This window comes from Rhizobium sp. SRDI969 (assembly GCF_025152725.1).
GTDB classification, from domain to species: Bacteria; Pseudomonadota; Alphaproteobacteria; order Rhizobiales; family Rhizobiaceae; genus Rhizobium; species Rhizobium leguminosarum_I.
In genome coordinates this window covers 284,489-310,629 of record NZ_CP104038.1, presented here as the reverse complement: position 1 = coordinate 310,629, position 26,141 = coordinate 284,489, and the positions used below count along the sequence as shown (strand labels likewise).

Genomic DNA, 26,141 nt, shown 5'->3' with positions numbered 1-26,141 from the left:
ATCCCTTGCCATCGCCGGTGGCGGTGGTGGCAAGGATACTGACTGCTTTCAAGGGGCGTTGTCAGGTGCCGCTTCATCTGCCGCGGGCAGCTCGCATCCGGGTGCGGCGATACGAATAGGACGTGTTCCAATCGGCGCGCCGGTCGCGCGGTCGATGGTGACGGGGTCGATCTCGGTTCCGGTCTCGGCGTCGAAGAAGCGGGTAACGGCACCGCCGCCGCGGTGCTTGCGGCCCCAGGCGCCGATTGCAAACAGCACCGGCAGAAAGTCGCGGCCGGCTTCCGTCAGCACATATTCGTCGCGCGGCGGACGCTCGGAATAGCGGCGTTTTTCCAGCAATCCTTCCTCGGTCAGCGATGACAGGCGCCCCGTCAGCATTGTCGGGACGATGCCGAGGCTTTTGCGAAATTCATCGAAGCGGGTCAGCCCCGCATGGGCGTCGCGCATGATCAGCATGCTCCACGCGTCGCCGACGAGCGCCAGGCTGCGGGCGATCAGGCAGGGCTGTTCGGAAAGATTCTTCATGTCGATATCTTTTTAGTAGTGACTTGCTATCTTTTTGATAGTAACAGAATGCGCATGGATGTTCCACGACAAAAACGAAGGCAGACGTCAATGAGCAAGAAAGAACGCGGCATTGCCCTGGTCACCGGGGCTTCCTCCGGCATCGGGCTGGTAACGGCCAAGGCGCTGCGGCGGGATGGTTACCGGGTGTTCGGCACGAGCCGAAAGCCGATGGCCGACACCGCCGACGGCATCACCATGCTGGTCTGCGACGTCATCGACGATCAATCGGTGCAGAGCGTCGTCGACGAGGTTCTGAAACGCACGGGGCGGATCGATCTTCTCGTCAACAATGCCGGGATCGGCCTGCTCGGCGGCGCCGAGGAATCGACCACGGCACAGGCCAAAGCCATATTCGACGTCAACGTCTTCGGCACGATGCGTATGACCAATGCCGTGCTGCCGGTGATGCGGCGGCAGCGCAGCGGCCGGATCATCAACCTGAGCTCGATCCTCGGGCTGATCCCGGCGCCCTTCAACGCGCTTTACGCGGCGACCAAGCACGCGATCGAAGGCTATTCGGAATCCCTCGATCATGAGGTCCGCACGCAGGGCATCCGTGTCGTGCTCGTGGAACCGGGCATCACCCGCACCTCCTTCGAGGAGAACATCACGCGGCCGGACCGGCCGCTTGCCGTCTATGATGCGGTGCGCGCCGACGCGGAGAAGCTGATGCGCGAGATCATCTCGACGGGCGATGCGCCCGAGGTGGTCGCCGCAACCGTCATCCGGGCTGCCAATGCGGCCTCGCCCAAGAGACGTTACACAGCCGGGAAAGCAGCAGGGCAGATCCGTTTCATCCGCCGCTTCCTGCCCGAGTCCTTCGTCGACAAGAGCCTCCGGAAATTCAACAAACTTCCCGGTTAAGCCAGCGCCGGCGTTATCGGCCAAGAGATCAAGGCTGCCGTCCCGCCCGCCCAAAGCGAACAAACACGTGCCGAGCGAAGGCGCTTCACTGCCGTTGCCGGTAGGCGGAGGGTGTGACGCCTGTGCCCAATTTAAATGCCCGTGTCATATGGCTCTGGCTGCTGAAGCCGCAGGCCGAAGCGATCTGCGCGATGGGGTCACTGCCTGATAACATCGATTTGGCGCGCTCGATACGCCGGTGAGCCACCCAGCCATGTGGGGACACACCGTAGCTTGCCCGGAACATCCGCTGAAAATGAAAGGCGCTGAGCTGCCCGATCGCCGCCAGATCCTGCAAGCGGATTGTCTCACCGAGATTGGCCTCGATATACTCCAGGATCCGGCGCCGCACGTGAGGAGCGAGCCCCCCGCTGATCGCACAGGGACGCATTCCTCCATAACGCGGATCCACGAAGAAATCGTCGATCGTCTGCGTCATGGCTTCTTCAGCCAGCAGATGATCACCCGCCAACATCGCTTCGGTCAGTTGCCGAAGCCTATGCGCCAAGACGGGTGCGTCGGCGAAAGTCGCTTCGGCAACAGCCATAAGCCTGGAATCGCGGTCGAACGTCTCGGCAAACATCCGGCGCATCTGGTCGTCGGGAACGTAGAGATGGACGAATTCGAACGGATCGGTGATTTCCCATTCGGACGAGTGCCCCTGCGGCATGACACACAAGGCGCCGGGCCGGCCTTGAGCGGTGGGGCTGCCATCCAGGCGGCGGGTTCCGGCGCCACCGTTGAGATAAAGGCTGAACGTATGTCCGTCCGGGCGCTCATAGCTCATCCTGTCGCTGCCATTGCTCCAGAGGGCCGCAGATCGCCCGAACCCCAAATCGATGGATTGCGACATCCGCGCAGAGGGAGATGCCGACAAAAATCTGAAAACCGAAAGGCGGCTATCCTTCACCAATTCTTCCCCGCACCTGGCCACGCCTTGCGAACAATACCGGTGGGTGGCCCGCATGGCGAGCAGGAAGTCCCGGCAAATCTATTTCATAGCAAGAATCTGCAAGAGACCTGTTCACGGTTCGCCTATCGGTCGGGAAAACGAGGATCACGCCATGGCAAATGCCGCTCTCTTCATCGCCACCGTCCTGATATGGGGAACGACCTGGATCGCCATTGCGATGCAGGTCGGTCCCGTGCCGGTCCTGGTCTCGGTCTTCTACAGATTTGCGGTCGCAGCAGTGATCCTCGTCACCATCCTGGCTGTCATGCGGCGGCTCAAGCTCCCTGCCTTGCGCGATCAACCTTTCATCCTTGCGCAAGCGCTCTGCCTGTTTAGCCTCAATTTCATCTGTTTCTACAACGCCGCCGCCTCTATCCCGTCCGGTCTGATCTCCGTGATCTTCTCGCTCGCAACGATCTACAATGCGGTCAATGCGCGCCTGTTCTTCGGCGACCGCATTACAGGCCGCACGCTTGTCGCAGCGGCGCTCGGAGCAACCGGGCTCCTTCTCCTTTTTGGACAGGACGTTGTCGTCGATTTCGATATCGGCACGTTGAAAGGGATCGGGCTCGCAGCGCTTGGCACGCTGTTCTTCTCGCTGGGCAATATGGCATCGCGTCGAAACAGCGCGGTTGGAATCTCGCCGCTGACCGCCAATGCCTGGGGCATGACCTATGGCACGATCATCCTCCTCTTCCTGATTGCCGTGACGCGAACGCCGATCGTGGCGCCTCCCAACATCACCTATCTTGCCGCGCTGCTCTATCTCGCCGCCATCGGATCGGTGATCGGCTTCACCACCTATCTCATGCTGGTGTCGCGCATCGGCTCCTCACGCGCGGCCTATGCCACCGTCCTGTTCCCGATCGTCGCCCTGTCATTGTCGACGGTCTTCGAGGGCTACCACTGGAGTGGTCTGGGCCTGATCGGCCTGGCGCTGACGCTTCTCGGCAACGTGGTCATCTTTGCGCGACCTCTGGCCCGTCGCCCGCCGCAGTCAGATGCGAGGCTGCCGGCAGGCGGATGAGTATGCGCTAGCCAAGCGGCTTTTGCAGTACGTCGAAGCGCGGATTGGTTTCCGAAAAGATCGGCAGGGCGGCGGCGCCGAGGATCGCGGTATCTTTGCCGGTCATGCCGATCATCACCCGGGGGATGGTGCGCGGCTGGCTGGGGTCGATCGGAACGTGCAGCGGCTCCAGCCGTTCCGCAAGCCGAAGCATCAGCGATGTCGATATGCTGCCGCCGAGCACGATGGTCTGCGGATCGAAGGCCAGTTCCAGAAAATCGACGGTCTGTCGCAGCGGCTGGACGGCCTGATCCAGCCAGGTATCGAGACCTTCGCCGCCCTTGGCGATCAGCGCATCAAGATCGTCGAGCGGCAGCTCCTCGGCATTGGCAATGCCCATGAGTTCATAGGCGACCGACGGCGAGACGTAGCGATCCAGACAGCCGCGCTTGCCGCAGTTGCAGAGCTTGCCATGCGGCTCGACGATGATGTGGCCGATCTCGCCGGCATTGTTGCGGCTGCCCTTGTAGAGGTGGCCGTCGAGGAACATCCCGGCGCCGATGCCGCCGCCGCCGGCGAGGAACAGATAGATGAAGCTGGAGAAACCGCGGGCGACGCCATGAAGACGCTCGCCGATCGCCGCTGCCGTCGCATCGTTTTCGACGAGCACCGGCACCTTTACCCGCTGTTCCAGCTCATGCCCGACGGGAAAACCCTGCCAGCCGGGCAGGTTCAGCGGACTGAGCGACGTGGTGCCGCCATCGGCATAGCGGCCGGGCAGGGCCATCCCGACGCCGAGCAGCCTGTTCCGGTCGAAGGTGAAGGCCTGCTGAAGATCCTCGACGATGGACTGGAGAGCCGGCAGGGCCTGTTGCGGATCGGGATGTTCGACATGGCGCTCGATGCGGGCGCAGACGGCGCCGGAGAGATCCGTCAGGACTCCGCTGGCGCGCTGCCGGCCAAGTTCGAGGCCGATCGAATAGGCGCCGCGTGGATTGATGGAGTAGGGGATAATCGGCTGGCCGCGCGCCAGCTTCTGCGCCTCGGACGGAACGAGAAGGTGCGACCTCTCCAGTTCCTCGACGATATTCGACACGGTCTGGGCAGTCAGCGCCGTCATCCGGGCGATCGCCGCGCGCGACAAGGGACCGTGCGTGCGGACAGCCTCGATCACCACACGCCTGTTGTGAGACTTGGCCTGCTCGAGATTCGTGCCGGAGATCGCCTTCATGTCGCCTTCAAAGGAAATGCAGCGTCACCCTTGTCACAAGACGAACACCGATGAAAGCTCCATTCTTCGCAACGTCTTATTTGCTCAATGGGCGCTGCGTTTTTGCAGGAGCCCGAGCAGCGTTATGCCCGACAATCCGGTGACGGCGCTGAGGATCGCGGTTCCCGAATAGCCTGTCACATAGGTGCCGACGGCAAAGATCAGCGCGCCGATCCCGGCGCTGGCAAAGATATTGACGGAGATCAGCGCGCTGCCGAGCCCCGGTCGGTCGGCAATGAGATCCTGCAGATAGGTGATCGGAAAGCTGATGATCGCGGCCGCTCCGATGCCTGCAAGCAGGGCGAGCGTATAGAGGTGCCAAGGCTCGGAGGCAAAGCCGAGCAGGCTGAGGAACACGGCATAGATAATGGTGCCGGCGGCAAGCGCCGCCATCTGGCCGGTCTTGCGCGCGATCCGCGACCAGACGATGATGAAGACGACCTCCAGCAATGCGACGATGCCGACCAGAATGCCGACGTCGCTGAGCCTGCCATGCGCAGCGCCGGTGGCGATCAATGGCAGAAGGGCGTCGTTGAGATGCAGCGTGCTGGTGATCAGCGCCACCCCGCAAATATGCGCCGAGATGCGCGGCGAAACCACTTGGCGAAGCGCGCCGAGATAGGTGAGGTGATGAACCGCTGCCATCTCCGTCGCCGCCCGCTTCGGCAGGGCGAAGATGATGATGCCTTGGCAGAGCAGACATGAGAGGCCGGCAAAGAGGTAGGCCGGCAGCATGCTCGATGCGCCGGACAGCAGCAGGCCGGTGATGCCGGGGATCAGCACCCAGGACAATGAGATCATGGCGCGCACGCCGGAGTTGGCCGTTACCATGTCGCTTCGGCTCATGCCCTGCATCGCCGCGCGCGCATTGGCAAACAGCAGTGAGTTCAGCGCTCCGTAGATCGGCAGGGGCAGCAATCCGGCGATGACGAAGATGGCGGCGCTGGGAAAGGCGTAGACCATGCCGTAGCCGACGATGCCGAACAGGCAGGCGCCGATCATCGTCGACCGGTACTCGCCCAACCGGTCGGCGAGATTGCCGAGCAGGATGCTGATGACGACGTTCACCGCTGCGGAGAGGAAACTCAGGAAGGAATAGAGGCCATCGCTCAAGCCCAATTCGCGGATACCCACGACCGAACGATAGGGTGCAGTCATCGCCCCCGCCATGCCAAAGGTGAAAATGGCGATCATGCTGGCGCGGATCGCCGGATTGCGGAAGACGTCGGGGAAAAGGCGGCTCATGCGGGCATCTGAAGGTCAGTAGTGCTCCGATTGGGAGAAGGTCCGCGCGAGCTCGGCCTGGCCTGCCGTGAGGCCGCAGTCGACAGGCAGGCAGACGCCGGTGATGGAAGCGGCCTGGGGACCGGCAAGGAAGGCCACGGCATTGGCAACATCTTTCGGATCGACGACCCGCTGCAGCGGATACCAGCGGCGTGCTTCCTCGAAAACGTTGGGGTTGACTGCCGCGCGCGCTTCCCAGGCCTGCGTCTTCACCGTGCCGGGTGCAACCGCGTTGGAGCGGATGCCGAACTTGCCGTATTCCACGGCGACCAGCCGGGTGAAATGCAGAAGGCCGGCCTTGGCGGCGCTATAGGCCGGATGCCCGAAGACATGCATGCCGTTGACCGAGGCGATGTTGACGACGGACCCCTTCGAAACCGTCAGCATCGGCTCGAACGCGCGGAAACATAAGAATGCCGCCTCGAGATTAAGCGCATTGTCCGCCCGCCAGATCTCGGGCGTCGTCTCGTGCAGGCTGGTGGCGCGGGCAGCACCCGCATTGTTGACCAGGGTTCGAACGACGCCGACGTCGGCGGCGCGTCTTGCCAATGCCGCAATGCTCGTCTCGCTGGTCACATCGCATTGGACGGCGACGAAGCGGTTGCCCGGTCCGAGCTTCGACGCCACCGCAGCCGCGGCCTTCGCATCGATATCGGCGAGCAACACGACGTCGTGGTCATCGGCGAGCCGTGCGGCGATCGCCGCGCCGATATCACCTGCAGCGCCGGTAACGATGGCTATCGACTGCGTCATTTTCCGTCGCTCCCATTCATGAACCTCAATCTCCAAGCAATTGCCGGTCATCGCCGTCGCGGTGAATGACCAGCTGCTGCTTGATGCGCCGAAGCGTGGTCGTCGCCTTCGGCTGAACGGCATAGGCGACCAGGCTCGACAGGATATCGACCGTGGCGATGTAGGCGATGCGCGTCGAGGTCGGGCGATAGATATTGCTGCCTTCGGGTAGATCGATCGGCACGACGATTTCGGCAGCCTTGGCGACCGGGCTTGCCGTCTGTGTCAAAGCGATCGTCTTCACCTTCGCGTGGCGGGCAAGCTCGAAAGCCCGCACCAGCTCCGTATTGCGCCCGGAGAAGGACGAACCGATCAACACGTCGCCCGGCCTTGCCGCGGCCGCCATCATCAGCTGCATGCTGTGGTCGGAACTTGCCGTGATGCGAAGCCCGAGACGGAAGAGGCGGTTCTGGAGCTCGTCGGCGATCATCGACGAATTGCCGCCTGACCCGAACGCATAGATCATATCGGCCTTGGCGATATGCGAAACGGCAGCTTCGATCGCGGCAAGATCGAGCGACCGATGCAACAGGAAGAGCGCGTTCTGGGCCTTGGTGATGATATCCTGGGCGACATCGGCCGGATCGGTGCTTTTCGACTCTGGTTTCAGATAACGCACGCCGATATGGGCAGTGCGGGCGAGTTGCACCTTGAAGTCGGAAAAGCTCTCGCAACCGAGCCGCCGGCAAAAACGGGTGACGGTCGGCGGCGATACCTCGGCCCGTTCAGCGAGCTCGATGATCGAGGCATTCACGGCAAACTCGAAGTCGTTGACGATGATTTCCGCGATGCGGCTCTCGGAGGGAGAGAGCCGGCCCCTATCTTCCTGCAACGTCGAAAAGATATCCAAACCCGTCCCCCCGATGGCTCGCTATGCGTCCTTCTTCTTATAGGCCACGCAATCGATCTCAACCTTGCAATCGACCATCATCGACGATTGCACACAGGCGCGTGCCGGCGGATGTTCGCCGAAATACTCCTGATAGATTTTGTTGAAGGTCCAGAAGTCGCGCGAATCGTCGAGCCAGACGCCGACGCGCACCACATCCTCGACGCCGTATCCGGCCTCATCGAGAATCGCAAGGACATTGGCGATCGTCTTGTGGGTCTGGGCAATGATGTTGCCGTCGATGATTTCGCCATCCTCCATCGCAACCTGGCCGGAAACATACAGCCATCCGTCGGCCTCGACCGCACGTGCGAAAGGCAGCGCCTTGCCGCCGGCGCCCGTTTGAACAGTGCCATAGCGCTTGATCGGCATGCTGAAGTCCTTGCAAATTATTTTCTTGATAAGTTGACAAGTGACCATAGAAAGCAGAATTTGACCAGTGAAAAACGCCGTTTATGAAAAGAATTTCAATCCGGGGCTGATATGCGCGATCCTTTCCAGAATCCTTTCACGTCAGACAGCGCCCGGCATGCCATCTGGGAAATGCTCGTTCCGCGCGATATCGATGCGTTTCTGGCCGCCGACTGGTCGATGGTCGAGCATGACTTTGTCGAAGAGGGCTTCATCGGCATCGATGCCCAGAAGCAGGTCAGCCCCGACAGGTGGCGCCTGGCATTTCCGACACTGTCGGCCTATCGCCAGGAATGGCTGAGGCAGGCAAAGGATTTCGCCGAGCAGAGTTTCGCGGAGGACGCGCGCACGGCGATCTTCACCACGACGACGCTTGAGGATATCGAAATCGAAGGCGACATGGCGCTGGTTCGCAAGAAATTCGACGGCAGCATTTCCAGGCCTGACGGCACCCGGGATGTCCTGCAATGGCAGACGCTCTATTATTGCAGGCTTCACCAGGGACGCTGGAAGATCTCAGGTTTTACCGGCTACCTGCCGAACCCGATGGGTTGACGCGGGGCCGACAACACGAAGGCCACTTTCTTGCGCATTTTCACGGCAGCACTGGCGACGGAAACCAACACCTTTTCCCCGATCTGCGTGGATCGCCGCGCATTCGAAGCCTCGCTTTATGCCCCGCCCGGCCAGCATCCCGAAACACCGACGCTCTGCACCGCGCCGATCACCGTCGGAAGGCGCGTCACCCGGGAAAAGGGTTGGGAACTGATTGAGGGAACGGCAACCTGGGCCGACCCAGCAGGCCTCGTCAATCGGGCGACCTACGAGGAATTGCGTGACGAAATCCTCGGGCAACTGAGCGCGGCAATGCCTGTCGACGCCGTCGTCATGGGCCTGCATGGCGCCATGGTGGCTGCCGGATACGAGGATACCGAAGGCGATCTTCTCCAGCGCATGCGCGAGATCGTCGGGCCTAACGTTCTCATTTGCGCTGAGCTCGATCCGCACAGCCATCTCACCGCAAAACGCGTCGCTGCGCTCGATTTCGCTGTCTATTTCAAGGAGTTTCCGCATACGGACTTCGTCGACCGCGCCGAGGATCTCTGGCGCATTGCGGTCGAGACGCTCGAAGGCCGCATCGAGCCTGATATCTCGGTGTTCGACTGCAAGATGATCGACGTCTTCCCGACATCGCGCGAACCGATGCGTTCCTTCGTCGACAAGATCATGCGGATAGAAAAGGATGATCCGGACGTCTTGTCGATCTCGGTGATCCACGGTTTCATGGTGGGCGACGTTCCCGAAATGGGGACGAAGCTGCTTGTCGTGACTGATAATAAGCCCGAAAAGGGCGCGGCTTTGGCGCGCGAACTCGGCCTCGAGCTGTTTTCCAAGCGCGGTACCTTCATGGTTCCGCAGATCGACGAGAAGGAAGCCGTCACGCGCGCGCTTGCCGCAACCGCATGGCCGGTAGTCATCGCCGATGTCTGGGATAATCCGGGCGGCGGCACGGCAGGGGACGCGACCGTCATTCTCGCGGAGCTGATCGCCCGCGGCGTCACCAGTGCTGCGATCGGCACCATCTGGGATCCGGTGGCCGTCCAGATTTGTTTTGCGGCGGGCGAGGGGGCAGAAATTCCGTTGCGCTTCGGCGCCAAGTCGGCGCCTGGCACCGGCAATCCCGTCGATGGCACCGTGAAAATCGTCAAGCTGGTCAAGAATGCCGAGATGCAGTTCGGCGAGAGCCTCGCGCCTTTCGGCGATGCCGCCCATATCGTGCTTGACGGCATCGACATCATCCTCAATTCGACGCGCGCTCAAAGCTTCGATCCCAGCCTGTTTTCGGCGATGGGCATCGATCCCGCCCGGCAGAAGATCCTGGTGATCAAATCCACCAACCACTTCTTCGCGTCCTTCTCGAAGATCGCGGCCGAGATCCTTTACTGCTCGGCCGGAACGCCCTATCCCAATAATCCGGCGACGACGCCGTACCGGCGGGCACCGAAGACCATATGGCCGATCGTCGCCGATCCACACCGTAGTGAACGCGGAGCCGCCTAGATGCATGACAACCGGTTTGCCGTCATCGCCAAGGCAGGCGACAGGATCGCCGATCTCTCGACGCCGCGTCCCGTGATTGACGAAGACAGGCTGGCTGCAAACATCAACCGCGTTCAATCCTATATGGATCAGCATGGGCTGAATTTTCGCCCGCATATCAAGACGCACAAGATCCCGGCCTTGGCCGTCGCGCAGATTGCCGCCGGCGCCAAGGGCATCAATTGCCAGAAGGTGACGGAAGCCGAAGTCTTTGCCGAAGCCGGCTTCGAGGACATCCTCATCACCTTCAATATCCTCGGACAGCAGAAGCTCGAGCGGCTGGGCAAATTGAACGAGAGAATTTCGGCCCTCAAGGTCGTCGCCGACAGCGAAGTGACGGTCGACGGGCTCGCGGCACATTTCTCCGGCCATAAGCCGCTGAACGTGCTCGTGGAATGCGACACCGGCGGCGGCCGCTGCGGCGTGCAGACGCCTGAGGAGGCCGCCTCGCTCGCCAAACGCATCGCCGCTGCCGACGGCCTCACCTTCGGCGGCATCGTCACCTATCCGAAGCCGCATTCGGCCGCCGCCGTCGAAGCTTTCATCACAGAGGCGCTCGCACAGCTGACATCGGAAGGCATAAGCTGCCCGATCGTCAGCAATGGCGGAACGCCAAGCCTCTTCGAGGCGCATCTCGTCCCCTCCGCCACGGAACACCGCGCCGGCACCTATATCTACAACGATCGCCAGATGGTGCGCATGGGCCATTGCACCGAGGACGATTGCGCGATGTATGTGCTGGCAACCGTCGTGTCACGGCCAAACGCCGACCGCGCCGTCATCGATGCCGGCTCGAAGGCGCTGACATCGGATCTTCAGGGTTTCAGCGATTACGGCCTGGTCGTCGGCTATCCCGAAGCGCGGATCAGCAGCCTCTCGGAAGAACATGGCGTGATCGACCTGTCTGATTGCACCGGCCCCCGGCCGCAAATCGGCGAAAAGCTCTTCATCATCCCGAACCACACCTGCGTTGTGTCCAACCTGTTCGACACAATGGTCTTCCATCGGGGCGGCATCGTCACCCGCGTCGAGGATGTCGCGGCCCGCGGCCTCGTCTGGTAGGGAGCGTGCCGGGTGAGGGAGAGATGGCCCTGATCACCGAAGGCCCCAGTTATTGGCTGATTGCTCGCGGTCTCGGTATCAGCAAGAATGCAATCGCTGATATCGCAAGACATGCGCGTGGCGGATGATTTCGTTGCGCCAATAACCGATATGAGCTCAGCACCGACGGATGACCGATTTGGGGCGGAAACTGGCGGTCGGTTTTCGGCTTTTAAGTATCGAGAGCAGCCGTTCGATAGCGCCCGAAACGGGACGCAAACCTAGCCCGCAATCAATCGAGATTGCCAGCGCTTCCCAACACCAAACTACCGACGCTGGACTGTTCAAGATCATCGAGTGGCGTGAGTATTTCGGAGACCTGAGCGCGCAGCCAAGCATGTGCATGGGATGCGGAATTGCGCCGGTGCCAAATCATTGCCAACAGTGTCGGCGGCAAAGCAAAGGGCAGCGGATGAACGGCAAGCCCCTCTGCGATGGCAACTTTCACGGCCATCCGGCGCGGTACAATTCCGACAAGGTCTGTCGCGGCCACAGACCGCAAGACGGCCGCAAAGGTCGGCACCGAGAGGACGACCTCACGTTGCAGGCCCAATGCAGCAAGTGCGGCAGTTTCTCGATCGGGCGCCATCTCGATGACGCGGAAGGCGGCGTGGCGCAGCCTGCAATATAGTTCGACGGGCATCGCCGCCGCCGGCGTAACACCATGCTGGCGCAGAACCGGATGATCCTGCCGCGCAACAACAACGTAACTGGCGTGAAAGATCGGTCGCCAATCGACCCAGGGCGAAAAATTGCCCGCAGGCAACAAGATCAGATCCAGCCTGGCTTCTCGTAGGTCGTCCATAGTCTGAAGATTGAGCGAGTCGGTATAGCGCAGCGAAATACCCGGTGCCCGCTGTTCCAGGTTAGCCATTAGGCCGGGAAGCATCATCTCGGTGAAAAAATCCGACGCTGCAATGCGGAAAGTCTGCACCGCACTGATTGGATCGAAGCTTGCCGGGTTCAAGAGGCGGCTTGAATCCTCAAGCAGTTGCGTCAGCGGTAACACCAAAGCAAGTGCAAATTCGGTCGGGCGCATTTGCTGGCCATCGCGCATCAGCAGTGGATCGCCGAAGGCAGCGCGCAACCGCCCAAGCGCCGCCGACACCGCCGGCTGCGATAGGCCAACTCGCTCCCCGGCGCGCACGGTAGACCGTTCGCGCAACAAGGCATCCAGCACTTTCAATAGGTTGAGGTCGAACGCGGATAAATTCATAGGATCAATTCAGTCGATATAATCGTCCAATTTATCACAAGCCCGGCGGTGCGCTATTTCAATGGCATTCCGATCAACCAACCACGAAGGTCCCTGTATCATGAACATATATACCCAGCCACAGCAGTCTCATAGCTGGAACGGCACCACCTATCGCATCCTGTTGTCCTCCGCCGAAACGCAAGGCGCCATGTCCATCGTCCACGGCGTTGCCGGCCCGCTCGAAGGCCCGCCTTCGCACATCCATGAGGCCGAGGACGAAACTTTCCTTGTGCTGCAAGGCGTCATTGATTTCGAACTTGAGGGCACCGTGTTTCGGCGCGGTCCGATGGAGACTGCGCATATCCCACGTGGCAAGCGTCATAGCTTCCGCACCGGTCCTGACGGCGCTGTTTGCATCGCCGTGCTGACGCCGGGTGGCTTTGAAGCTTTTTTCGAAGAAGTCGCCGCAGCGGGTTTTCAAATACCGCGTGACATCGCCGCGGTTGCCGAATGTGCGGCACGCTATGGTTCGCAGTTTACCGGCCCCGGGCTGGCGCAGAGAGGCTGATAAGCGTGACATCGCCTTTATGTTTTTCTCGCGGCGGTCGTGTGTGGCACCTCTGGCATGGTTTGGGGGATCCAGACGGCAATCAGCGAGGATCACTTGCCGGCGCCGGCCCATGCGCATCTCAACCTGGTGGGATGGACGACGCTGGCGTTGTTTGGCCTGTACTACCGGCTGACCCCCACCACAGTGCTGGGGGAAACTTCCCCGCGTTCACGCCGGACTTGCCATCCTCGGTGTCGCTCTCATGGTCCCAGGTATTGCCATGGTCATGGCCGGAGGTTCGCCCGCTCTGGCGAGTGCCGACGCGATGCTGACTTGGCCTCGATGCTGATGTTTCTGGTGACCGTTGCCCGCCACGGATTTGGTGCAGAGGCGTGACGACTGGCCGCAGCTTCGCAACACCCGCGGTCAAAAGGCTTGTTTAGCCTCCGCGCACCAGTAGAAAAGCGGACCGAACTCCGCGAGAACTGCCGTCCGATTGGCAGAGGGTCCTGTGGCGGCCGCCGACACGAAGCCAGTCGCTTCAGACCGCCGTGGGATTGATCATGTTCATATCGATTTCGGTCAGTTCCACGCGCCGCTCGAAGGCAGCGCCGGCCTCGTCGAACAAATGGCAATCTGCGGCGTTGATGCCGGTCGCGACTGGCGCGTCCGCGCGGATGCCGACGCTACCCGGCAGCATCGCGCAGAAATTCTCGGCCTCTCCGTTGAGCGAGGCGTAAGCGACCGTATTTGCCCCGAGGCGCTCGATGACCGTCGGGGTCACGGTAAAGACGATATCGCCGCCGTTAAGCTGGATATGCTCCGGCCGGATGCCGAGCGTCAAAGCCTTGCCGGCCATGCCGTCGCGCGGCGTCACGGGCAGGAGGGCTGTCTGGCCCTGATAATCCACCTCGACGCCATTGGCGCTGACGCTTTTACAGGTCACAGGCAGAAAATTCATTTTCGGATTGCCGATGAAGCCGGCGACGAACTGGTTCGCGGGCTTATGATAAAGCTCCAGCGGCGCCCCGGTCTGAGAGATATCGCCGGCGTCGAGCACGACGATACGGTCGGCCATGGTCATGGCCTCGACCTGGTCGTGCGTCACATAGATCATCGTCGCCTTCAACTGCCTGTGCAGCTTGGCAAGCTCGATGCGCATGTCGGCGCGCAACGCCGCGTCGAGGTTGGAAAGCGGCTCGTCGAACAGGAATATCTTCGGCTCGCGCACGATGGCGCGGCCGATCGCGACGCGCTGGCGCTGGCCGCCGGATAACATGCCGGGTTTCTGCTGCAGCCGCTGTTCGAGATGCAGGATGCGCGCCGCGTTTTCGACCTTGGCCTTGAGCTTTTCCTCTTCCATCTTTTCGACGCGAAGCGGGAAGGCAATGTTCTCGAAGACTGTCATATGCGGATAGAGCGCGTAGGACTGGAAAACCATAGCGATGCCGCGCTTGACCGGCGGTAGGTCGTTGACCCTGACGCCATTAATGACGATGTCGCCGGCGGTCGTCGCGTCGAGACCGGCGATCATCCGCAGCAGGGTGGATTTGCCGCAGCCCGACGGGCCGACGAAGACGACGAATTCGCCGTTCCTCACTTCGAGCTGCACGCCCTTCAGAACTTCGTAGTCGCCGTAGAATTTCTGAACTTTGTTGAGAAGGAGCTGTCCCAAAAATCTGTCTCCGCCGGCGGTCTTCGCACATTCGATATAGGGGAGGGGTCGCAGCTTATGCCGCGACCCCAGGAGCCTCGGGAGAGTTTACTTGAAGGCCTCGATTTCGCCGGCAGCCTTCTTCAGTGCGGCTTCCGGTTCGGCCTTGCCAGTCACCACCGACTGGATCATTTCGATCATCGAGTTCTGGAAGCCCTTATAGTCGGTGAAGAGCGGCTCGGGACCACCATAGCTGATGCCGTCGATCAAGGGCTTCCAGTAGGGATCCTTGGCGACGAACTCGTCGACCTTTGCCGAGGGGCGCAACGGGGTGAGGCCGGCGCCGCCCTGCAACTCGTATTCCGACTGGACATCCGGAGAGGTGATGAACTTGGCGAATTCCGTCGCCTTGTCCTCGACGCCCGAACCCTTGAAGATCGCCAGGCTGTCGGTGATCAGCAGCGTGCCCGGACCCTTGGCGTTCGGACCGAGCGGCAGCGTCGTAATACCCCAGCTGATCTGCGTCTTCTTCAGACGGTCGGCGGCACCCGAACCGGCCTGGATCATGGCGACCTTGCCATCGAGGAAGATGGCGCGGACTTCGTTCTGCTCATAGGCCGTCGGGCCTTCTTCAGCGTAGGGGACGATGTCCTTGTAGGCCTTCAGCGCAGCGAGGATTTCGGGGCTATCCAGCGTGACCTTGCCTTCAGCATCGGTCACCGCACCATTATTGGTGTAAACCCAATGCATGAACTGGTGCATCGTGTTGTCGAAGGTCTTGGCGGAGAGACCGAAGCCCGGAATGCCGGTCTTTTCCTTGATGGTCTTTGCCATCTGGATTTCTTCGGCCCAGGTCTTCGGCGGCGTCTCGGGGTCGAGGCCGGCCTTCTTGAAGAGATCCTTGTTCCAATAAAGCGCCTTGGTGGAGAAGGCGATCGGAACGCCCCACTGGTTGCCCTCGAAGGTCACCGTGTCGACGATGTGGGGGTAATAGGTCTTCTTTTCATCGTCGGTCATCGGCACCGGGACGATAAGATCGTTCTGGGCGAATTCCTTCAGCGTGCGCGAGCCGACATAGGCCATCGCCACCGGCGTGCCGGCGGCGGCGAGCGTCGTTGCCTTGTCCTGGCACTGTGCCCATCCGACGACCTCAGGAGTGATCTTCCAGCCTGTGTTCTTTTCTTCCCACTGCTTGATATATTTCGTGTGGACCGGGTCGATCGTGTCGCCGCAATAGATCCAGCTGATTTCCTTGTCGGCCGCCTGGACAGTGACCGTGGTCAGTGCCGTCGAACCGAGCAGGGCGAGCGCCATAAGGCCTGTCTTGATTGATATGCTCACGTCGTGACTCCCATTCTTGTGTTAGCTGTTCACTCGTTTTTTGGTCTTATTGTTTCACCGCACCGGCGGTCAGTCCGCCGACAAGGTAGCGCTGAAGGAAGAAGATGACGACCATCGCCGGCGCGATGCCGACGAAGGAAGCCGCCATCAGCTCGTTCCAGATGACCTCCTGCTTGCCGAAGTAAGCAAAGAGCCCCACCGGCAAGGGCATGTATTCGGTCTTCGAGTTGAACGTCAGCGCGAAGATGAATTGCTGGGCGTAGGCGCCGATGAAGGTGGTGATGGCGACGACGATAATCCCCGGCATCGCAATCGGCAGGATGACCCGGCGCAGCGTGTAGAAGTGGCTGGCGCCATCCATGTAGGCCGCTTCGTTGAGCTCCTGCGGAATACGGATCATGTAGGTGCGCAGCAGCCAGATCGCCGAAGGGATCAGGAAGGCGACGCCAGGCACGATCATGGCGAGATAGGTATTGAGCACGCCGATGCTGCGCATCAGCCGGAAGAGCGGGATCAACAGCACCGCGCCGGAGAACATGTTCACCGTCAGGAAGGCGCCGAGCAGGATGCCCATGCCCTTGAATTCGAACTTCGCGAAGGCATAGGCCGCCGGAATGACCAGACCGAGCACGATCAGCGTGACGATGACCGAGATGAAGAACGAGTTGAAGATATAACGCCCGAAGCCCGGCACGCTGATCCACATCGTCCGATAGGCTTCGAACGAGCCGTTCTCCGGCCAGAAGCGGTAGGGCGAGGAGAAGAGTTGGCTGAGCGGCTTCAGCGACACCAGGAAACCTTCGACGAAGGGCGACAGCACGAAAAAAAGAAACAGCGCGATGCCGCAATAGATCAGGATGATTTCCCACCAGCGGTAACGGTCGATCATGGCTGCATTGCTCATGCGCGCTTCTCCGGGTTGAGACGGCGGGTGACGCGGAAATAGGCGAAGCAGAAGAGCGACAGGAAGATGCAGATCAAAACGGCGCGCGCTGCACCTTCACCGTATTTCTTCGAGCCGATCGCGGTCTGGTAGGTATCGATGATCATCGTCGTCGTCTCGCCGCTCGGTCCGCCCTGCGTCAGGATCCAGATGATGTCGAACGAGTTGAAGGTGGCGATCAGCGACAGCATCGACATGGTGATGATCGCCGGAACCATCAGCGGCAGCGTGATGCGGCGGAAGCGGTACCAGCGGCCGGCGCCGTCGGTCCAGGCGGCCTCGTAGAGATCCTTCGGAATGGATTGGATCGCCGCCAGGAAGTAGATCGTCACCAGCGGCACGCCGATCCACACGTCGGTGACGATCGTGGCCCAGAAGGCGGTGCTTCCATAAGCGAGGAAGGCGACCGGGCCGTCGACCAGACCGAAGCGCTGCAACATGCCGGAGATCATCCCGAACTGGCCGTTATACATCCAGCCCCACATGAAGATGCCGATCGCCATCGGCACGATCCATGGCGGCATGGTCAGCAGCCGAAACAATGAGCGGCCGGGGACCGCGGCGTTCAGCATCGTCGCCCCGAAGGTGCCGATCACCATTTTCAGGGCGACCGAGAAGAAAGTCCAGATGAAGGTGCGGATGATGACTTCCGCAAACCGCTCGTTGAAGATCTTCTCGTAATTGACCCAGCCGACCCAATTTGTGGTCTTCCTGAGGGACGCGTCGGTGAAGGAGAGAATGAAGGTATCGACCAGCGGATAGGCGACGATCGCCAGAACATAGAGCACAGCCGGAAGAAGAAGGATGCAAGCGAAGATGAAGGTGCTTCTTTGAACACTCATCCTGCCGCCCCCCTCAAGCCGCTCTTGCGTGAAGGGCTTCGTCGAAGCGGTCCCAGATGGGTCTGAGATCGACGACCGCCTTCTTCATCCTCGCTTCGTCCATCGCCAAGGCGAGGATGCCGGCTTCGAGCGCATTCAGCGTGGACACGGGAAGTTCGAGCCCGGTGCGCACGCTTTCAAGCAGGTCGCTCGCCATCTGTTCGTCGGCGCCGTAATGCTGGGAGAGCTCGGTGGCGGCATATTTGTTTTCGACAATCTTGCTGCCGGTCAGTTGTTCGTGCACATCGAGATAACCGCGAACGAAATCGCCTTCGGCCATGCCGCGCGAGCCCATGATGGCGAAGCGGCGGAATTGGTCGGGCACATTCAGATTGGTGTGGAAGTTCATGCCGACGCCATTGGCATATTCGACGATCGCCACCTGATAATCGATAATATCGGCGTCGCTGTCGAACACCTTGTCCGAGCCCATCCAGCCGCTTGGCTTGCGATGGAAAAGCTCGAGGTCGTTGATGCCTTCGCGTGCTGGATCGTTCGCAGGAATGAAGCTCTTGCGGCCGCCGAAACTTGCGACCCGCTCCGGCCGCGCACCGACGACGCCATTATAGAGGTCGAGGTCGTGGCAGCATTTTTCCAGCATGAAGCTGCCGGAATAGCGTTCATAGCGGCGCCAGTCGCGCATGAAGAAGGCACCGTGATAAGGCTCGATATGTTCGGAGGCCTCGATCGATACGATCTGACCAAGCTTGCCCTCGGCCTGGATGGCGCGCAGATCCTTGTAGAGCGGAGAATAACGCAAGACGAGACCGACCATCAGTCGCTCGTGGCCGAATTTCGCCATGAGATGGGCAAGTTCGATGCTTTCAGCGATCGTCGTGACGATCGGCTTTTCGCAGAAGACCTTGAGACCGGCTTGAAGTCCGAGCCTGATATGGTCGAGATGCATGTGATTGGGGGAGCCGATCATCAGCAGATCGAGCTTTTCGGAGGCGAGCAATTCTTCCGGCGAACCATAGGCCTTGCCGACTGAAATGCCCTTTTCCGTCAATCCAGGAAGTCCGGCGGGTTCCGGATCCACATAGCCGACAATGTCGAAGCTGCTATCGATTGCCTTGAAAACATAGCCGAGATAGCCGAGCCGGAATCCTAGCCCGATGATTCCCACTTTCATGCCGATCAAGTTCCCATTTAGTAATTTATTTTCTTTAAGTTGGGACAAAAATCGGGAGGCGTCAATAGAAAACGGGCCTCGAAGCGCCAGTATGAAATTAATTTTCATAGATCGGTAGCCGGCGGTCGATTGCTGGCTGCGACCGGCCGGACGCCGATTGCAAAAGGGAAGAAGGCGCATCTCTTGACGCCGGGGCAGCGAATTCAGCGACTGTTGGCGCAGCCAATGATCGCCCCGGCAAGCTCACGCAGAACTCGCGAAATGTTGAAAAGAGCCGCGAGTTTACGTGTGTAGGATAGTGCGAGACCCGAAGGCAAGGAGGAGCCATCATGACCCGCATGACAGCCAAGGATTTCCCCCAGGAACTTCTCGAACTCTACGATTATTACGCGCACGGGAAAATTACCAAGCGCGAGTTTCTCGACCGAGCCGGCAAATTCGCTGTCGGCGGCGTGACGGCAGCCACCATTCTTTCTTCGCTGAGCCCTGATTATGCGCTGGCGACACAGGTCGAGTTCACCGATCCCGATATATTAGCCGAATACATCACCTATCCCTCTCCAAAGGGAAATGGCGATGTCCGCGGCTATCTCGTCCGCCCCGCAAAAGCGGCCGGCAAAGTCGCGGCCGTGGTGGTCGTTCACGAGAATAGAGGTCTGAACCCCTACATCGAGGATGTGGCGCGGCGCGTGGCAAAGGCAGGTTTCATTGCACTTGCGCCGGATGGACTGACGTCGGTCGGAGGCTACCCCGGCAACGATGAAAAGGGGCGGGAACTCCAGCAAAAGGTCGACCCGGAAAAGCTGATGAACGATTTCTTCGCAGCCGTGGAATTCCTGATGCATAGCGAACTCACCACCGGCAAAGTCGGCATCACCGGCTTCTGCTATGGCGGCGGCGTGGCCAACGCGGCGGCAGTGGCCTATCCGGAACTTGCCGCGGCCGTGCCCTTTTACGGCAGGCAGCCGCGCTCCGAAGACGTGCCGAAGATCAAGGCGCCGCTGCTTCTCCATTATGCCGGGCTGGACAAGGACATCAACGAAGGCTGGCCGGCCTATGAAGCTGCGCTGAAGTCAGCGGGAAAGACATTCGAGGCCTACATCTACCCTAACGTCAATCACGGCTTCCACAATGATTCCACGCCCCGCTACGACGAAGCAGCAGCCAAGCTCGCCTGGCAGCGAACGGTCGACTGGTTTACGAAATACCTCGCCTGAGATTGCAGTTAACGGGGGCCGGGGGTGATCACCGCCGACGGGCAAATGTCCTGTCCGGCTATTGCGAGCGGCCGGTTTTGCGTCGTCCCCGACTGACCATCATTCCGCCGACGATGAGAACAATTCCGGCCGCGTTCGCCCAAAATGATGCTGGAACGGCGCTGATATAATCAAACGCCACCCCTGTCACCATCTGGCCACCGATGATCAGCAGAGCCGAATTGACCGCGCCTATTCGAGCAATGACCCAACTGCCCGCCGCCACGAAGATGACGCCGATGGGACCACCCAGATAGGCATACCAAGGCGCATCGGCAGCGCCTGCAGGAAGCAGGCCCCCGACAAAGAGACCAAGGCAGGTGAGGACGGCAAAGCCCACGGCATGGTTCCAGAAGGATGCGATCAGCGGTGTGGTGGATATGCTCAACCGCCCATTGAGCTGACGACTGAGACCGACGAGCACACCGCCCAGGCAAGCCAGGAGAATGAACACCGTCATGCCGCACCTCGCCCAAGCAGGATAATCAGCGCAGCCCCCATGACGACCAAGCCGAGTGCTACGATGTCTCGTCTATCTGGACGGCGCCTTGGCAGACCAAACAATCCCCAACTGTCGGCTGCGACGCTGAAGGCGACCTGGCCTGCCAAACCCAAAGCCAAGGTGCCTGAGAGCCCGAGCGGTGAGTTGACCGCGGTCGAGGTCAGCATGACCGTTGCCGCGCCGGATATCCCACCGAAATAGGCCCATAAAGGCGCGCGCAAGGTTTGTTCCGGCTTAGGTCTGCGGCGCCGGTGGATCAGCAAAAGAAGAATGACGGCTGCGATGATGCCCGTGCCGTGGGCGGTCCAAGATGAGAACAGGGGATTCCCATAACGGGCCAACTCGCCGTTGAGGTGCACCATAAAAGTCAGGAGCCCGCCCGTGGCAAAAGCTCCGGCAAAATAGATCGGATGCGGATTTCGTGCGGCTTCGATGGTCATGAAGATCCCGTCAAAGAATCGATTGCAGCGGATATTTTCAGATTGTCACTACCGCATCGCGCGTCTTTTGAGAGCCGCAAAAGACGCGGTGCACTTTGAATGGCCGCATAATTCCTGAAATCGATTCCGATTTCAGGAATTATGCGGTAAGACCATTCATCGACATTTCCAGCAACATGATTAGCACTGCGTGTCTGTTAGACCGGCCTCTTCTTGACGGTGTTCAGGAAGCTCGTTTCGATCGACGCACGGTTGGTATATTTGACAGGCTTAATTCGAGCGATATCCCATAATGCAAGATGATGCCACGTCCGCAAACCTCAACGGCCCAAGAGACCCCACGATGCCAAGAGCCGGATTGTCGGAAATCCTCACTCCTGGCCTTTCCGTGGTATTCTGCGGATTGAATCCTGCTCTGTCCGCGGTTCGCGACGGCCATAATTTCTCGAACCCGAGCAACCGTTTTTGGCGCGTCCTGCATCTGGCCGGATTTACACCGCGCCTGCTGCGGGCGGATGAAGAGCGCGCGTTGTTGCAATATGGCTGTGGTCTGACATCCGCGGTTTCACGTCCGACAAAAAGCGCAAGCGAGCTTAAGAGGCAGGATTGCCTCAGCGCCGCGCCCATCCTGGAAAACAAGATACGAAAGTTCGCGCCAGCCAATCTGGCTTTTCTTGGAAAGGCGGCATACGCGGCTATCAGTCTTCGAGCCAATGTTGAATGGGGTCGACAGCCGAAGGAATTTGCCGGCGCAGGTGTCTGACTGTTGCCAAATCCGAGCGGCCTTAACAGAGCCTTCACCTTGACGACTTTGACCGAACACTATCTGGAACTCAGATTGACGCTGTAGCCACCCTGCGTCGATCTCGAAATTGCGGTGATCGTCATTCGGGAGAAATGTCATGGTACGCTTGCTTTCGGTCAATGTGGGCCTGCCGCGCAACGTCACCTGGCAAGGCAAGATTGTTTACACCGCCATTTGGAAGACGCCGGTCGACGGCCCGCGCATGGTGCGGCGCCTGAACGTGGACGGCGATGGACAAGGCGATCTGGCTGGCCACGGCGGCGAACGCCGCGCGGTCTTTGTCTATCAGATCGATTCCTATCGGTACTGGCAGGAGCAATTGCGCCGAGACGACTTCATTTACGGCCAGTTTGGCGAGAACTTCACCGTCGATGGCTTGCCGGATGCAGAGGTATGCATTGGAGACCGTTACCGGATCGGCGGCGCCCTGTTCGAGGTGACGCAACCGCGCGTCACCTGCTACCGGCTCGGCATACGCATGGACGAGCCGGAGATGGCCGCGCTGGTGGTCAAACATGGTCGGCCTGGCTTCTACTTCCGTGTGCTGGAGGAAGGCGAAGTGCAGGCCGGCGACGAGATCACCAAGGTTGCGTCCGGACCGGAGGGTATGAGCGTTTTCGAGATCAACGCGCTGCTTTATATGCCGGGTCACCCGCGCGATCAGTTGGAGCGAGCGCTGCGCGTCCCAGCGCTGAGCCCAGGCTGGCGTCATTCTTTCGAGGCCCTGCTCAAGCAGGAGCGGAAGGAGGGCGCGACGACAGGAAATGCCGGGCTGGCCGCGCCCGGCCCACCTCCGGCATGGCGCGGGTTCCGCCCGCTGCGCGTGTCGCGCAAAGTGCGCGAAAGCGGCAGTGTGGTCTCCCTCGTGCTCGAACCGGCAGATGGCCAGCCTGTTGCCGCCGCACTCCCCGGGCAGTTCGTGGTGCTGCGGCTCGGACTGGATTCGGCGCCTGCGCTGATGCGCAGCTATTCGCTGTCGGGCGAGCCCAGCGCCACGCATTATCGCGTCAGCGTCAAGCGGGAGGTCCATGGCGCAGCCAGCGGCTACATCGACGACGAGCTACAGGTCGGCGACATCGTGCAGGCAAGTGCGGCGCGCGGCAGTTTCATATTGCGGCCGGGCGATACACCGGTTGTTCTGTTGAGTGCCGGGATCGGAGTGACGCCGGTGCTGGCGATGCTTCATGTTTTGGCGGCCGAAGCATCGCCCCGGGAAGTCTGGTGGTTGTATGGAACCCGCAATGGCCGCGAGCATCCCTTTGCCGAGGAGGCGCGCGGGCTGCTTAAGGCGCTCGCTCACCATCACAGCCACATTTGCTACAGCTCTCCCGACCCCAAGGATCGGCCCGATATCGATTTCGACGCTCGCGGCCATCTGGATGCGGAGGCGCTCAAATCGCTCAACCTACCGCGCAATTGTGACGTCTATGTCTGCGGACCATCGAGCTTCATGGGCGATCTCACCGTCGGCCTTGCAGGCTTGGGCATCGCGCCGGATCGCATCCACACCGAGATGTTCGGCGCCGGTCCGTCGATCACACCCGGCATAGCTGCCTCGCCCCGCCGGCCACCACATTTGCCGGCAGGGCTTCCAGGCTCGGGGCCGCTGGTGTCGTTTGCCCGCACCGGTCTCAATGTGCGCTGGGAGCCGACATTCCAGAGCTTGCTCGAACTGGCCGAGGCCTGCGACGTGCCGGTGCGATGGTCGTGCCGAACCGGCGTCTGTCACACTTGCGAGACCGGACTTGTGGAAGGAAACGTCGGCTACCGGCCGGACCCTGTCGATGCGCCGGCGGATGGCAATGTGCTGATTTGCTGCGCAAAACCTGAGGGCGATATCGTGATTGATTTGTAATGCCTGGACGAACGCGCCGACGGTGATTCTTGCTCACCACGCACGGCGCGGTGATGGCTTGGAGGCGAGCAGGGGCTGCATTTATTGGATGACAAGCTCGAAGTAGAGGCGCAGAGTGCAAGCACGTTGGTCGCGTTTCTGCTCGACCCGAACGCATCTATCACCAGACAGGGGACTGTCGGCGACCACAAGAAGATCCCGCCGGCAATTATCATTCGCGCGTTCCTGCGATGGAGGAAATTTCGCCATATATGTGGCGTCATTCGCTTGGCCGCTCGAAGACCGAAAAGGCGATATGAATGGAACAAGGATGCCCCTAACGGGTTTCGAACCTTAGCGTTCAATAGGAGGAGCATTTCATGCCTACGGTTGCCGCCACACCCATCACCCCACCAGACCAGCACGTTGTAACAGCGCGCGAAGCCATCGAGCCGCTTTATGAGAAGCTCGAGCTTCAAACGGAATCGCTGGTCCTGTCTGCGGCGTTGGAAGCGGGATGGTCTTCGGATGAGGCAACCGAAGCATTGGCGGCACTCAGACTGCAGGATGCACTTTCGACGCTTGGACGAACGACCTGACCGAGAAAGCTCCGAGAAACCGGTGCGCGGGGCAGATTCACCTGAATTCGGTGAATGTCTGGGCGCCTCCGGCAACGCGTGGCATCATTGCAGACAACGTGCCATCATGAATGATTGGCGGGGTTTATTAGAGAGGCGGTTCTCGGTGGTTGTAAAGCACCTTTTTGTTCCATAATGTTGATTACGCCACTTTTACAATCATAAGTTGCTCAACTATAAACGCGCCCTCACGGTTGGTGCCGATGCGTGGGAGGTCAAATACCGTTTGATGACCGCAGTTCATAGAGCACGTGATGGCGCAACGGATGCCCTTCGGCGAAATTGGGATGGTCGAACTCACCGATCCGGTTCATCCCCAGTCGTCTCATCAAACCCCAGGAATTGCTGTTTGCGGGCACCGTGAAGCTGACGATGCGGTCAAGCTTCAGATCGTTGAATGCAAAATCGAGAGAGCGTTCCGCGGCCTCGCGCGCATATCCGGCGCCGTGCCGCGACGCTGAAAGCCGCCAACCGATTTCGACTGCAGGCGCAAACGGCAAAGCCGGCGAAACCTTGGCGAGGCCGCACATACCGATCAACGCGCCGCTTTCCTTCTCCTCCAGCGCCCAAAACCCCCAGCCATGGTCCTCGAAGTGCCGGTCGATGCGGTCGAGCATCGCATTCGACTGTTCGTCGGTCAGAGGATTGAGATATCTGACGACGTCGGGCTCGGCATTGATCGCAGCGAAGGGTTTGCGATCCTGCTGTCGCCAGGGTCTCAAAATCAGACGTTCGCTTTCGAGCTTCATCGTTCCTTCGCCCAAGCAATTCCAGGAAGAGTGCAAAGCGGTTTTCCGTCCGGAATTGCGATAAAACAAAAGGTTAGAGCGGTTCTGCATTTCCATGAAAAGCTGAACCGCTCCAGATCCTACCAGAGCGTCATGTGACGGTTGACGTCCTTGTAGAGCAGGTAGCGGAAACGGCCGGGGCCACCGGCGTAACATGCCTGCGGGCAGAAGGAGCGCAGCCACATGAAGTCGCCGGCCTCGACCTCGACCCAATCCTGGTTCAGCCGATAGACCGCCTTGCCCTCCAGCACATAGAGACCATGCTCCATGACATGGGTTTCCATGAAGGGGATCACGGCGCCCGGCTCCAGAGTCACGATATTCACGTGCATGTCGTAGCGGACATCGGCTGGATCGATGAACCGGGTCGTCCCCCAGCGTCCATCGGTATCGGGCATTGCCGAGATGGGGTGCTGGTCCTCATGCGTGAAGATAGCCGGCGGCGGCTCCAGCCCCTCGACCTCCTGAAAGGCCTTTCGAATCCAGTGGAATTTTGCCGCCGTCGAGCCGCTATTTTTCAGGCGCCAGACCGAGCCCGCCGGAAGATAGGCGAACGAACCGGCGCGCAGCGCATGACTGTTGCCGTCGAGCTCCACCGTCATCTCGCCTTCGACGACGAACAGGACCGCTTCGGCCCGTTTGTTGGGCTCCGGCCGGTCGCTTCCGCCGCCGGGCTGGACCTCCATCACATATTGCGAGAAGGTCTCGGAGAAACCGGAGAGCGGCCGGGAGAGAACCCAAGCCCGCGTTCCCGTCCAGTGAGGAAGGACGCTGGTGACGATATCGGTCATGACGCTGCGCGGGATGACCGCGTAGGCTGTGGTGAAAACGGCTTTGCTGGAAAGCAGCTCGGTTTGCGGCGGCAGTCCGCCGAGTTTGGAATAATAATCTCTGTTCATTGGTC

The 26,141-nt window shown here is 60.4% G+C and carries 26 protein-coding genes and 2 pseudogenes; 11 read left to right on the top strand and 17 right to left on the bottom strand.

Annotated elements, in window-relative coordinates; all coding sequences use genetic code 11:
* Positions 1-48: 48 nt before the first annotated feature.
* Positions 49-525 (bottom strand): winged helix-turn-helix transcriptional regulator, encoded by a 477-nt coding sequence (locus N2A41_RS31160; RefSeq protein ID WP_260111861.1) that lies wholly within the window; start codon positions 523-525, stop codon positions 49-51.
* 90 nt (positions 526-615) lie between these two features.
* Between N2A41_RS31160 and N2A41_RS31155 the strand changes: the two genes are divergently transcribed.
* The gene (locus N2A41_RS31155) at positions 616-1,431 is read left to right on the top strand and encodes an oxidoreductase (protein WP_260111860.1); all 816 of its coding nucleotides are present in this window, start codon (positions 616-618) and stop codon (positions 1,429-1,431) included.
* A gap of 85 nt (positions 1,432-1,516) precedes the next feature.
* Here the strand turns inward: N2A41_RS31155 and N2A41_RS31150 are convergent, their stop codons facing one another.
* Positions 1,517-2,257, bottom strand: coding sequence for a helix-turn-helix domain-containing protein (locus tag N2A41_RS31150; RefSeq protein ID WP_260112000.1), 741 nt, complete (start codon positions 2,255-2,257; stop codon positions 1,517-1,519).
* Between the two features lie 277 nt (positions 2,258-2,534).
* On the opposite strand from N2A41_RS31150, the gene N2A41_RS31145 reads away from it, so the two are divergent.
* On the top strand, positions 2,535-3,449 hold the full coding sequence (locus tag N2A41_RS31145) for a DMT family transporter (RefSeq protein ID WP_260111859.1): 915 nt from the start codon (positions 2,535-2,537) through the stop codon (positions 3,447-3,449).
* Positions 3,450-3,456: 7 nt separating this feature from the next.
* On the opposite strand, the gene N2A41_RS31140 is transcribed toward N2A41_RS31145, so the two are convergent.
* The 5 genes from N2A41_RS31140 to N2A41_RS31120 all read right to left on the bottom strand — a co-directional run bounded on the left by N2A41_RS31140 (position 3,457) and on the right by N2A41_RS31120 (position 8,035).
* Positions 3,457-4,659 (bottom strand): ROK family transcriptional regulator, encoded by a 1,203-nt coding sequence (locus N2A41_RS31140; protein ID WP_260111858.1) that lies wholly within the window; start codon positions 4,657-4,659, stop codon positions 3,457-3,459.
* An 84-nt stretch (positions 4,660-4,743) separates the two neighbouring features.
* Positions 4,744-5,943 carry an MFS transporter gene (locus N2A41_RS31135; protein WP_260111857.1) on the bottom strand — a complete coding sequence of 400 codons (1,200 nt, stop codon included), beginning with the start codon at positions 5,941-5,943 and terminating at the stop codon, positions 4,744-4,746.
* A 15-nt stretch (positions 5,944-5,958) separates the two neighbouring features.
* Positions 5,959-6,735: an SDR family oxidoreductase gene (locus N2A41_RS31130; protein WP_162115082.1), complete on the bottom strand. Its 777-nt coding sequence runs from the start codon at positions 6,733-6,735 to the stop codon at positions 5,959-5,961.
* Between the two features lie 25 nt (positions 6,736-6,760).
* A complete protein-coding gene (locus N2A41_RS31125; protein WP_017968441.1) occupies positions 6,761-7,624 on the bottom strand; it encodes a MurR/RpiR family transcriptional regulator in 864 nt (287 codons plus the stop codon).
* Between the two features lie 21 nt (positions 7,625-7,645).
* The gene (locus N2A41_RS31120) at positions 7,646-8,035 is read right to left on the bottom strand and encodes a RidA family protein (protein ID WP_260111856.1); all 390 of its coding nucleotides are present in this window, start codon (positions 8,033-8,035) and stop codon (positions 7,646-7,648) included.
* Between the two features lie 111 nt (positions 8,036-8,146).
* Here N2A41_RS31120 and N2A41_RS31115 point away from each other — a divergent pair, with 111 nt between their 5' ends.
* From N2A41_RS31115 to N2A41_RS31105, 3 genes are read left to right on the top strand one after another with little or no spacing between them, the layout of a single operon-like run.
* Positions 8,147-8,629, top strand: coding sequence for a hypothetical protein (locus N2A41_RS31115; protein WP_260111855.1), 483 nt, complete (start codon positions 8,147-8,149; stop codon positions 8,627-8,629).
* 30 nt (positions 8,630-8,659) lie between these two features.
* Positions 8,660-10,135: a M81 family metallopeptidase gene (locus N2A41_RS31110; protein ID WP_260111854.1), complete on the top strand. Its 1,476-nt coding sequence runs from the start codon at positions 8,660-8,662 to the stop codon at positions 10,133-10,135.
* Positions 10,136-11,236 carry a D-TA family PLP-dependent enzyme gene (locus N2A41_RS31105; RefSeq protein ID WP_017968437.1) on the top strand — a complete coding sequence of 367 codons (1,101 nt, stop codon included), beginning with the start codon at positions 10,136-10,138 and terminating at the stop codon, positions 11,234-11,236.
* A gap of 271 nt (positions 11,237-11,507) precedes the next feature.
* On the opposite strand, the gene N2A41_RS31100 is transcribed toward N2A41_RS31105, so the two are convergent.
* On the bottom strand, positions 11,508-12,491 hold the full coding sequence (locus N2A41_RS31100; protein ID WP_017968435.1) for a LysR family transcriptional regulator: 984 nt from the start codon (positions 12,489-12,491) through the stop codon (positions 11,508-11,510).
* 100 nt (positions 12,492-12,591) lie between these two features.
* On the opposite strand from N2A41_RS31100, the gene N2A41_RS31095 reads away from it, so the two are divergent.
* Positions 12,592-13,041, top strand: coding sequence for a cupin domain-containing protein (locus N2A41_RS31095; RefSeq protein WP_017968434.1), 450 nt, complete (start codon positions 12,592-12,594; stop codon positions 13,039-13,041).
* Between the two features lie 523 nt (positions 13,042-13,564).
* Here N2A41_RS31095 and N2A41_RS31090 read toward each other — a convergent pair.
* From N2A41_RS31090 to N2A41_RS31070, 5 genes are all read right to left on the bottom strand, one after another.
* A complete protein-coding gene (locus tag N2A41_RS31090) occupies positions 13,565-14,698 on the bottom strand; it encodes an ABC transporter ATP-binding protein (RefSeq protein WP_017968433.1) in 1,134 nt (377 codons plus the stop codon).
* A gap of 87 nt (positions 14,699-14,785) precedes the next feature.
* On the bottom strand, positions 14,786-15,991 hold the full coding sequence (locus N2A41_RS31085) for an ABC transporter substrate-binding protein (protein ID WP_170256535.1): 1,206 nt from the start codon (positions 15,989-15,991) through the stop codon (positions 14,786-14,788).
* Between the two features lie 73 nt (positions 15,992-16,064).
* Positions 16,065-16,922 (bottom strand): carbohydrate ABC transporter permease, encoded by an 858-nt coding sequence (locus N2A41_RS31080; RefSeq protein WP_017968431.1) that lies wholly within the window; start codon positions 16,920-16,922, stop codon positions 16,065-16,067.
* Positions 16,919-17,803, bottom strand: coding sequence for a carbohydrate ABC transporter permease (locus tag N2A41_RS31075; protein ID WP_017968430.1), 885 nt, complete (start codon positions 17,801-17,803; stop codon positions 16,919-16,921). The genes N2A41_RS31080 and N2A41_RS31075 overlap by 4 nt, the downstream gene beginning before the upstream one ends.
* Before the next feature lie 13 nt (positions 17,804-17,816).
* Positions 17,817-18,974, bottom strand: coding sequence for a Gfo/Idh/MocA family protein (locus N2A41_RS31070; protein WP_017968429.1), 1,158 nt, complete (start codon positions 18,972-18,974; stop codon positions 17,817-17,819).
* A gap of 329 nt (positions 18,975-19,303) precedes the next feature.
* Between N2A41_RS31070 and yghX the strand changes: the two genes are divergently transcribed.
* On the top strand, positions 19,304-20,191 hold the full coding sequence (yghX, locus tag N2A41_RS31065) for a YghX family hydrolase (RefSeq protein ID WP_222280295.1): 888 nt from the start codon (positions 19,304-19,306) through the stop codon (positions 20,189-20,191).
* Between the two features lie 58 nt (positions 20,192-20,249).
* On the opposite strand, the gene N2A41_RS31060 is transcribed toward yghX, so the two are convergent.
* Both N2A41_RS31060 and N2A41_RS31055 read right to left on the bottom strand, forming a co-directional pair.
* A complete protein-coding gene (locus N2A41_RS31060) occupies positions 20,250-20,690 on the bottom strand; it encodes a DMT family transporter (RefSeq protein WP_162115342.1) in 441 nt (146 codons plus the stop codon).
* On the bottom strand, positions 20,687-21,172 hold the full coding sequence (locus N2A41_RS31055) for a DMT family transporter (RefSeq protein ID WP_260111853.1): 486 nt from the start codon (positions 21,170-21,172) through the stop codon (positions 20,687-20,689). The genes N2A41_RS31060 and N2A41_RS31055 overlap by 4 nt, the downstream gene beginning before the upstream one ends.
* 292 nt (positions 21,173-21,464) lie before the next feature.
* On the opposite strand from N2A41_RS31055, the pseudogene mug reads away from it, so the two are divergent.
* The 4 genes and pseudogenes from mug to N2A41_RS31035 all read left to right on the top strand — a co-directional run bounded on the left by mug (position 21,465) and on the right by N2A41_RS31035 (position 24,410).
* Positions 21,465-22,022, top strand: a pseudogene (mug, locus tag N2A41_RS31050) (G/U mismatch-specific DNA glycosylase).
* Between the two features lie 52 nt (positions 22,023-22,074).
* Positions 22,075-23,832, top strand: coding sequence for an MOSC and FAD-binding oxidoreductase domain-containing protein (locus tag N2A41_RS31045; protein WP_260111852.1), 1,758 nt, complete (start codon positions 22,075-22,077; stop codon positions 23,830-23,832).
* 63 nt (positions 23,833-23,895) lie between these two features.
* Positions 23,896-24,131: pseudogene (locus tag N2A41_RS31040) on the top strand (pirin family protein); the annotation flags it as partial.
* A gap of 60 nt (positions 24,132-24,191) precedes the next feature.
* The gene (locus tag N2A41_RS31035; protein ID WP_017968423.1) at positions 24,192-24,410 is read left to right on the top strand and encodes a hypothetical protein; all 219 of its coding nucleotides are present in this window, start codon (positions 24,192-24,194) and stop codon (positions 24,408-24,410) included.
* A gap of 254 nt (positions 24,411-24,664) precedes the next feature.
* Here the strand turns inward: N2A41_RS31035 and N2A41_RS31030 are convergent, their stop codons facing one another.
* A complete protein-coding gene (locus N2A41_RS31030) occupies positions 24,665-25,198 on the bottom strand; it encodes a GNAT family N-acetyltransferase (RefSeq protein ID WP_260111851.1) in 534 nt (177 codons plus the stop codon).
* A gap of 119 nt (positions 25,199-25,317) precedes the next feature.
* Complete coding sequence (locus N2A41_RS31025; RefSeq protein ID WP_162115337.1) at positions 25,318-26,136, bottom strand: bifunctional allantoicase/(S)-ureidoglycine aminohydrolase; 819 nt, start codon at positions 26,134-26,136, stop codon at positions 25,318-25,320.
* Positions 26,137-26,141 lie beyond the last annotated feature (5 nt).

Coding starts and splice junctions, on each gene's coding strand:
- N2A41_RS31155 (WP_260111860.1), top strand. CDS start 616: ATGAGCAAGAAAGAACGCGGCATTGCCCTGGTCACCGGGGCTTCCTCC.
- yghX (WP_222280295.1), top strand. CDS start 19,304: ATGACCCGCATGACAGCCAAGGATTTCCCCCAGGAACTTCTCGAACTC.
- N2A41_RS31115 (WP_260111855.1), top strand. CDS start 8,147: ATGCGCGATCCTTTCCAGAATCCTTTCACGTCAGACAGCGCCCGGCAT.
- N2A41_RS31080 (WP_017968431.1), bottom strand. CDS start 16,922: ATGAGCAATGCAGCCATGATCGACCGTTACCGCTGGTGGGAAATCATC.
- N2A41_RS31120 (WP_260111856.1), bottom strand. CDS start 8,035: ATGCCGATCAAGCGCTATGGCACTGTTCAAACGGGCGCCGGCGGCAAG.
- N2A41_RS31030 (WP_260111851.1), bottom strand. CDS start 25,198: ATGAAGCTCGAAAGCGAACGTCTGATTTTGAGACCCTGGCGACAGCAG.
- N2A41_RS31045 (WP_260111852.1), top strand. CDS start 22,075: ATGGTACGCTTGCTTTCGGTCAATGTGGGCCTGCCGCGCAACGTCACC.
- N2A41_RS31075 (WP_017968430.1), bottom strand. CDS start 17,803: ATGAGTGTTCAAAGAAGCACCTTCATCTTCGCTTGCATCCTTCTTCTT.
- N2A41_RS31035 (WP_017968423.1), top strand. CDS start 24,192: ATGCCTACGGTTGCCGCCACACCCATCACCCCACCAGACCAGCACGTT.
- N2A41_RS31085 (WP_170256535.1), bottom strand. CDS start 15,991: ATGGCGCTCGCCCTGCTCGGTTCGACGGCACTGACCACGGTCACTGTC.
- N2A41_RS31160 (WP_260111861.1), bottom strand. CDS start 525: ATGAAGAATCTTTCCGAACAGCCCTGCCTGATCGCCCGCAGCCTGGCG.
- N2A41_RS31130 (WP_162115082.1), bottom strand. CDS start 6,735: ATGACGCAGTCGATAGCCATCGTTACCGGCGCTGCAGGTGATATCGGC.
- N2A41_RS31100 (WP_017968435.1), bottom strand. CDS start 12,491: ATGAATTTATCCGCGTTCGACCTCAACCTATTGAAAGTGCTGGATGCC.
- N2A41_RS31055 (WP_260111853.1), bottom strand. CDS start 21,172: ATGACCATCGAAGCCGCACGAAATCCGCATCCGATCTATTTTGCCGGA.
- N2A41_RS31105 (WP_017968437.1), top strand. CDS start 10,136: ATGCATGACAACCGGTTTGCCGTCATCGCCAAGGCAGGCGACAGGATC.
- N2A41_RS31145 (WP_260111859.1), top strand. CDS start 2,535: ATGGCAAATGCCGCTCTCTTCATCGCCACCGTCCTGATATGGGGAACG.
- N2A41_RS31060 (WP_162115342.1), bottom strand. CDS start 20,690: ATGACGGTGTTCATTCTCCTGGCTTGCCTGGGCGGTGTGCTCGTCGGT.
- N2A41_RS31150 (WP_260112000.1), bottom strand. CDS start 2,257: ATGAGCTATGAGCGCCCGGACGGACATACGTTCAGCCTTTATCTCAAC.
- N2A41_RS31070 (WP_017968429.1), bottom strand. CDS start 18,974: ATGAAAGTGGGAATCATCGGGCTAGGATTCCGGCTCGGCTATCTCGGC.
- N2A41_RS31025 (WP_162115337.1), bottom strand. CDS start 26,136: ATGAACAGAGATTATTATTCCAAACTCGGCGGACTGCCGCCGCAAACC.
- N2A41_RS31140 (WP_260111858.1), bottom strand. CDS start 4,659: ATGAAGGCGATCTCCGGCACGAATCTCGAGCAGGCCAAGTCTCACAAC.
- N2A41_RS31135 (WP_260111857.1), bottom strand. CDS start 5,943: ATGAGCCGCCTTTTCCCCGACGTCTTCCGCAATCCGGCGATCCGCGCC.
- N2A41_RS31095 (WP_017968434.1), top strand. CDS start 12,592: ATGAACATATATACCCAGCCACAGCAGTCTCATAGCTGGAACGGCACC.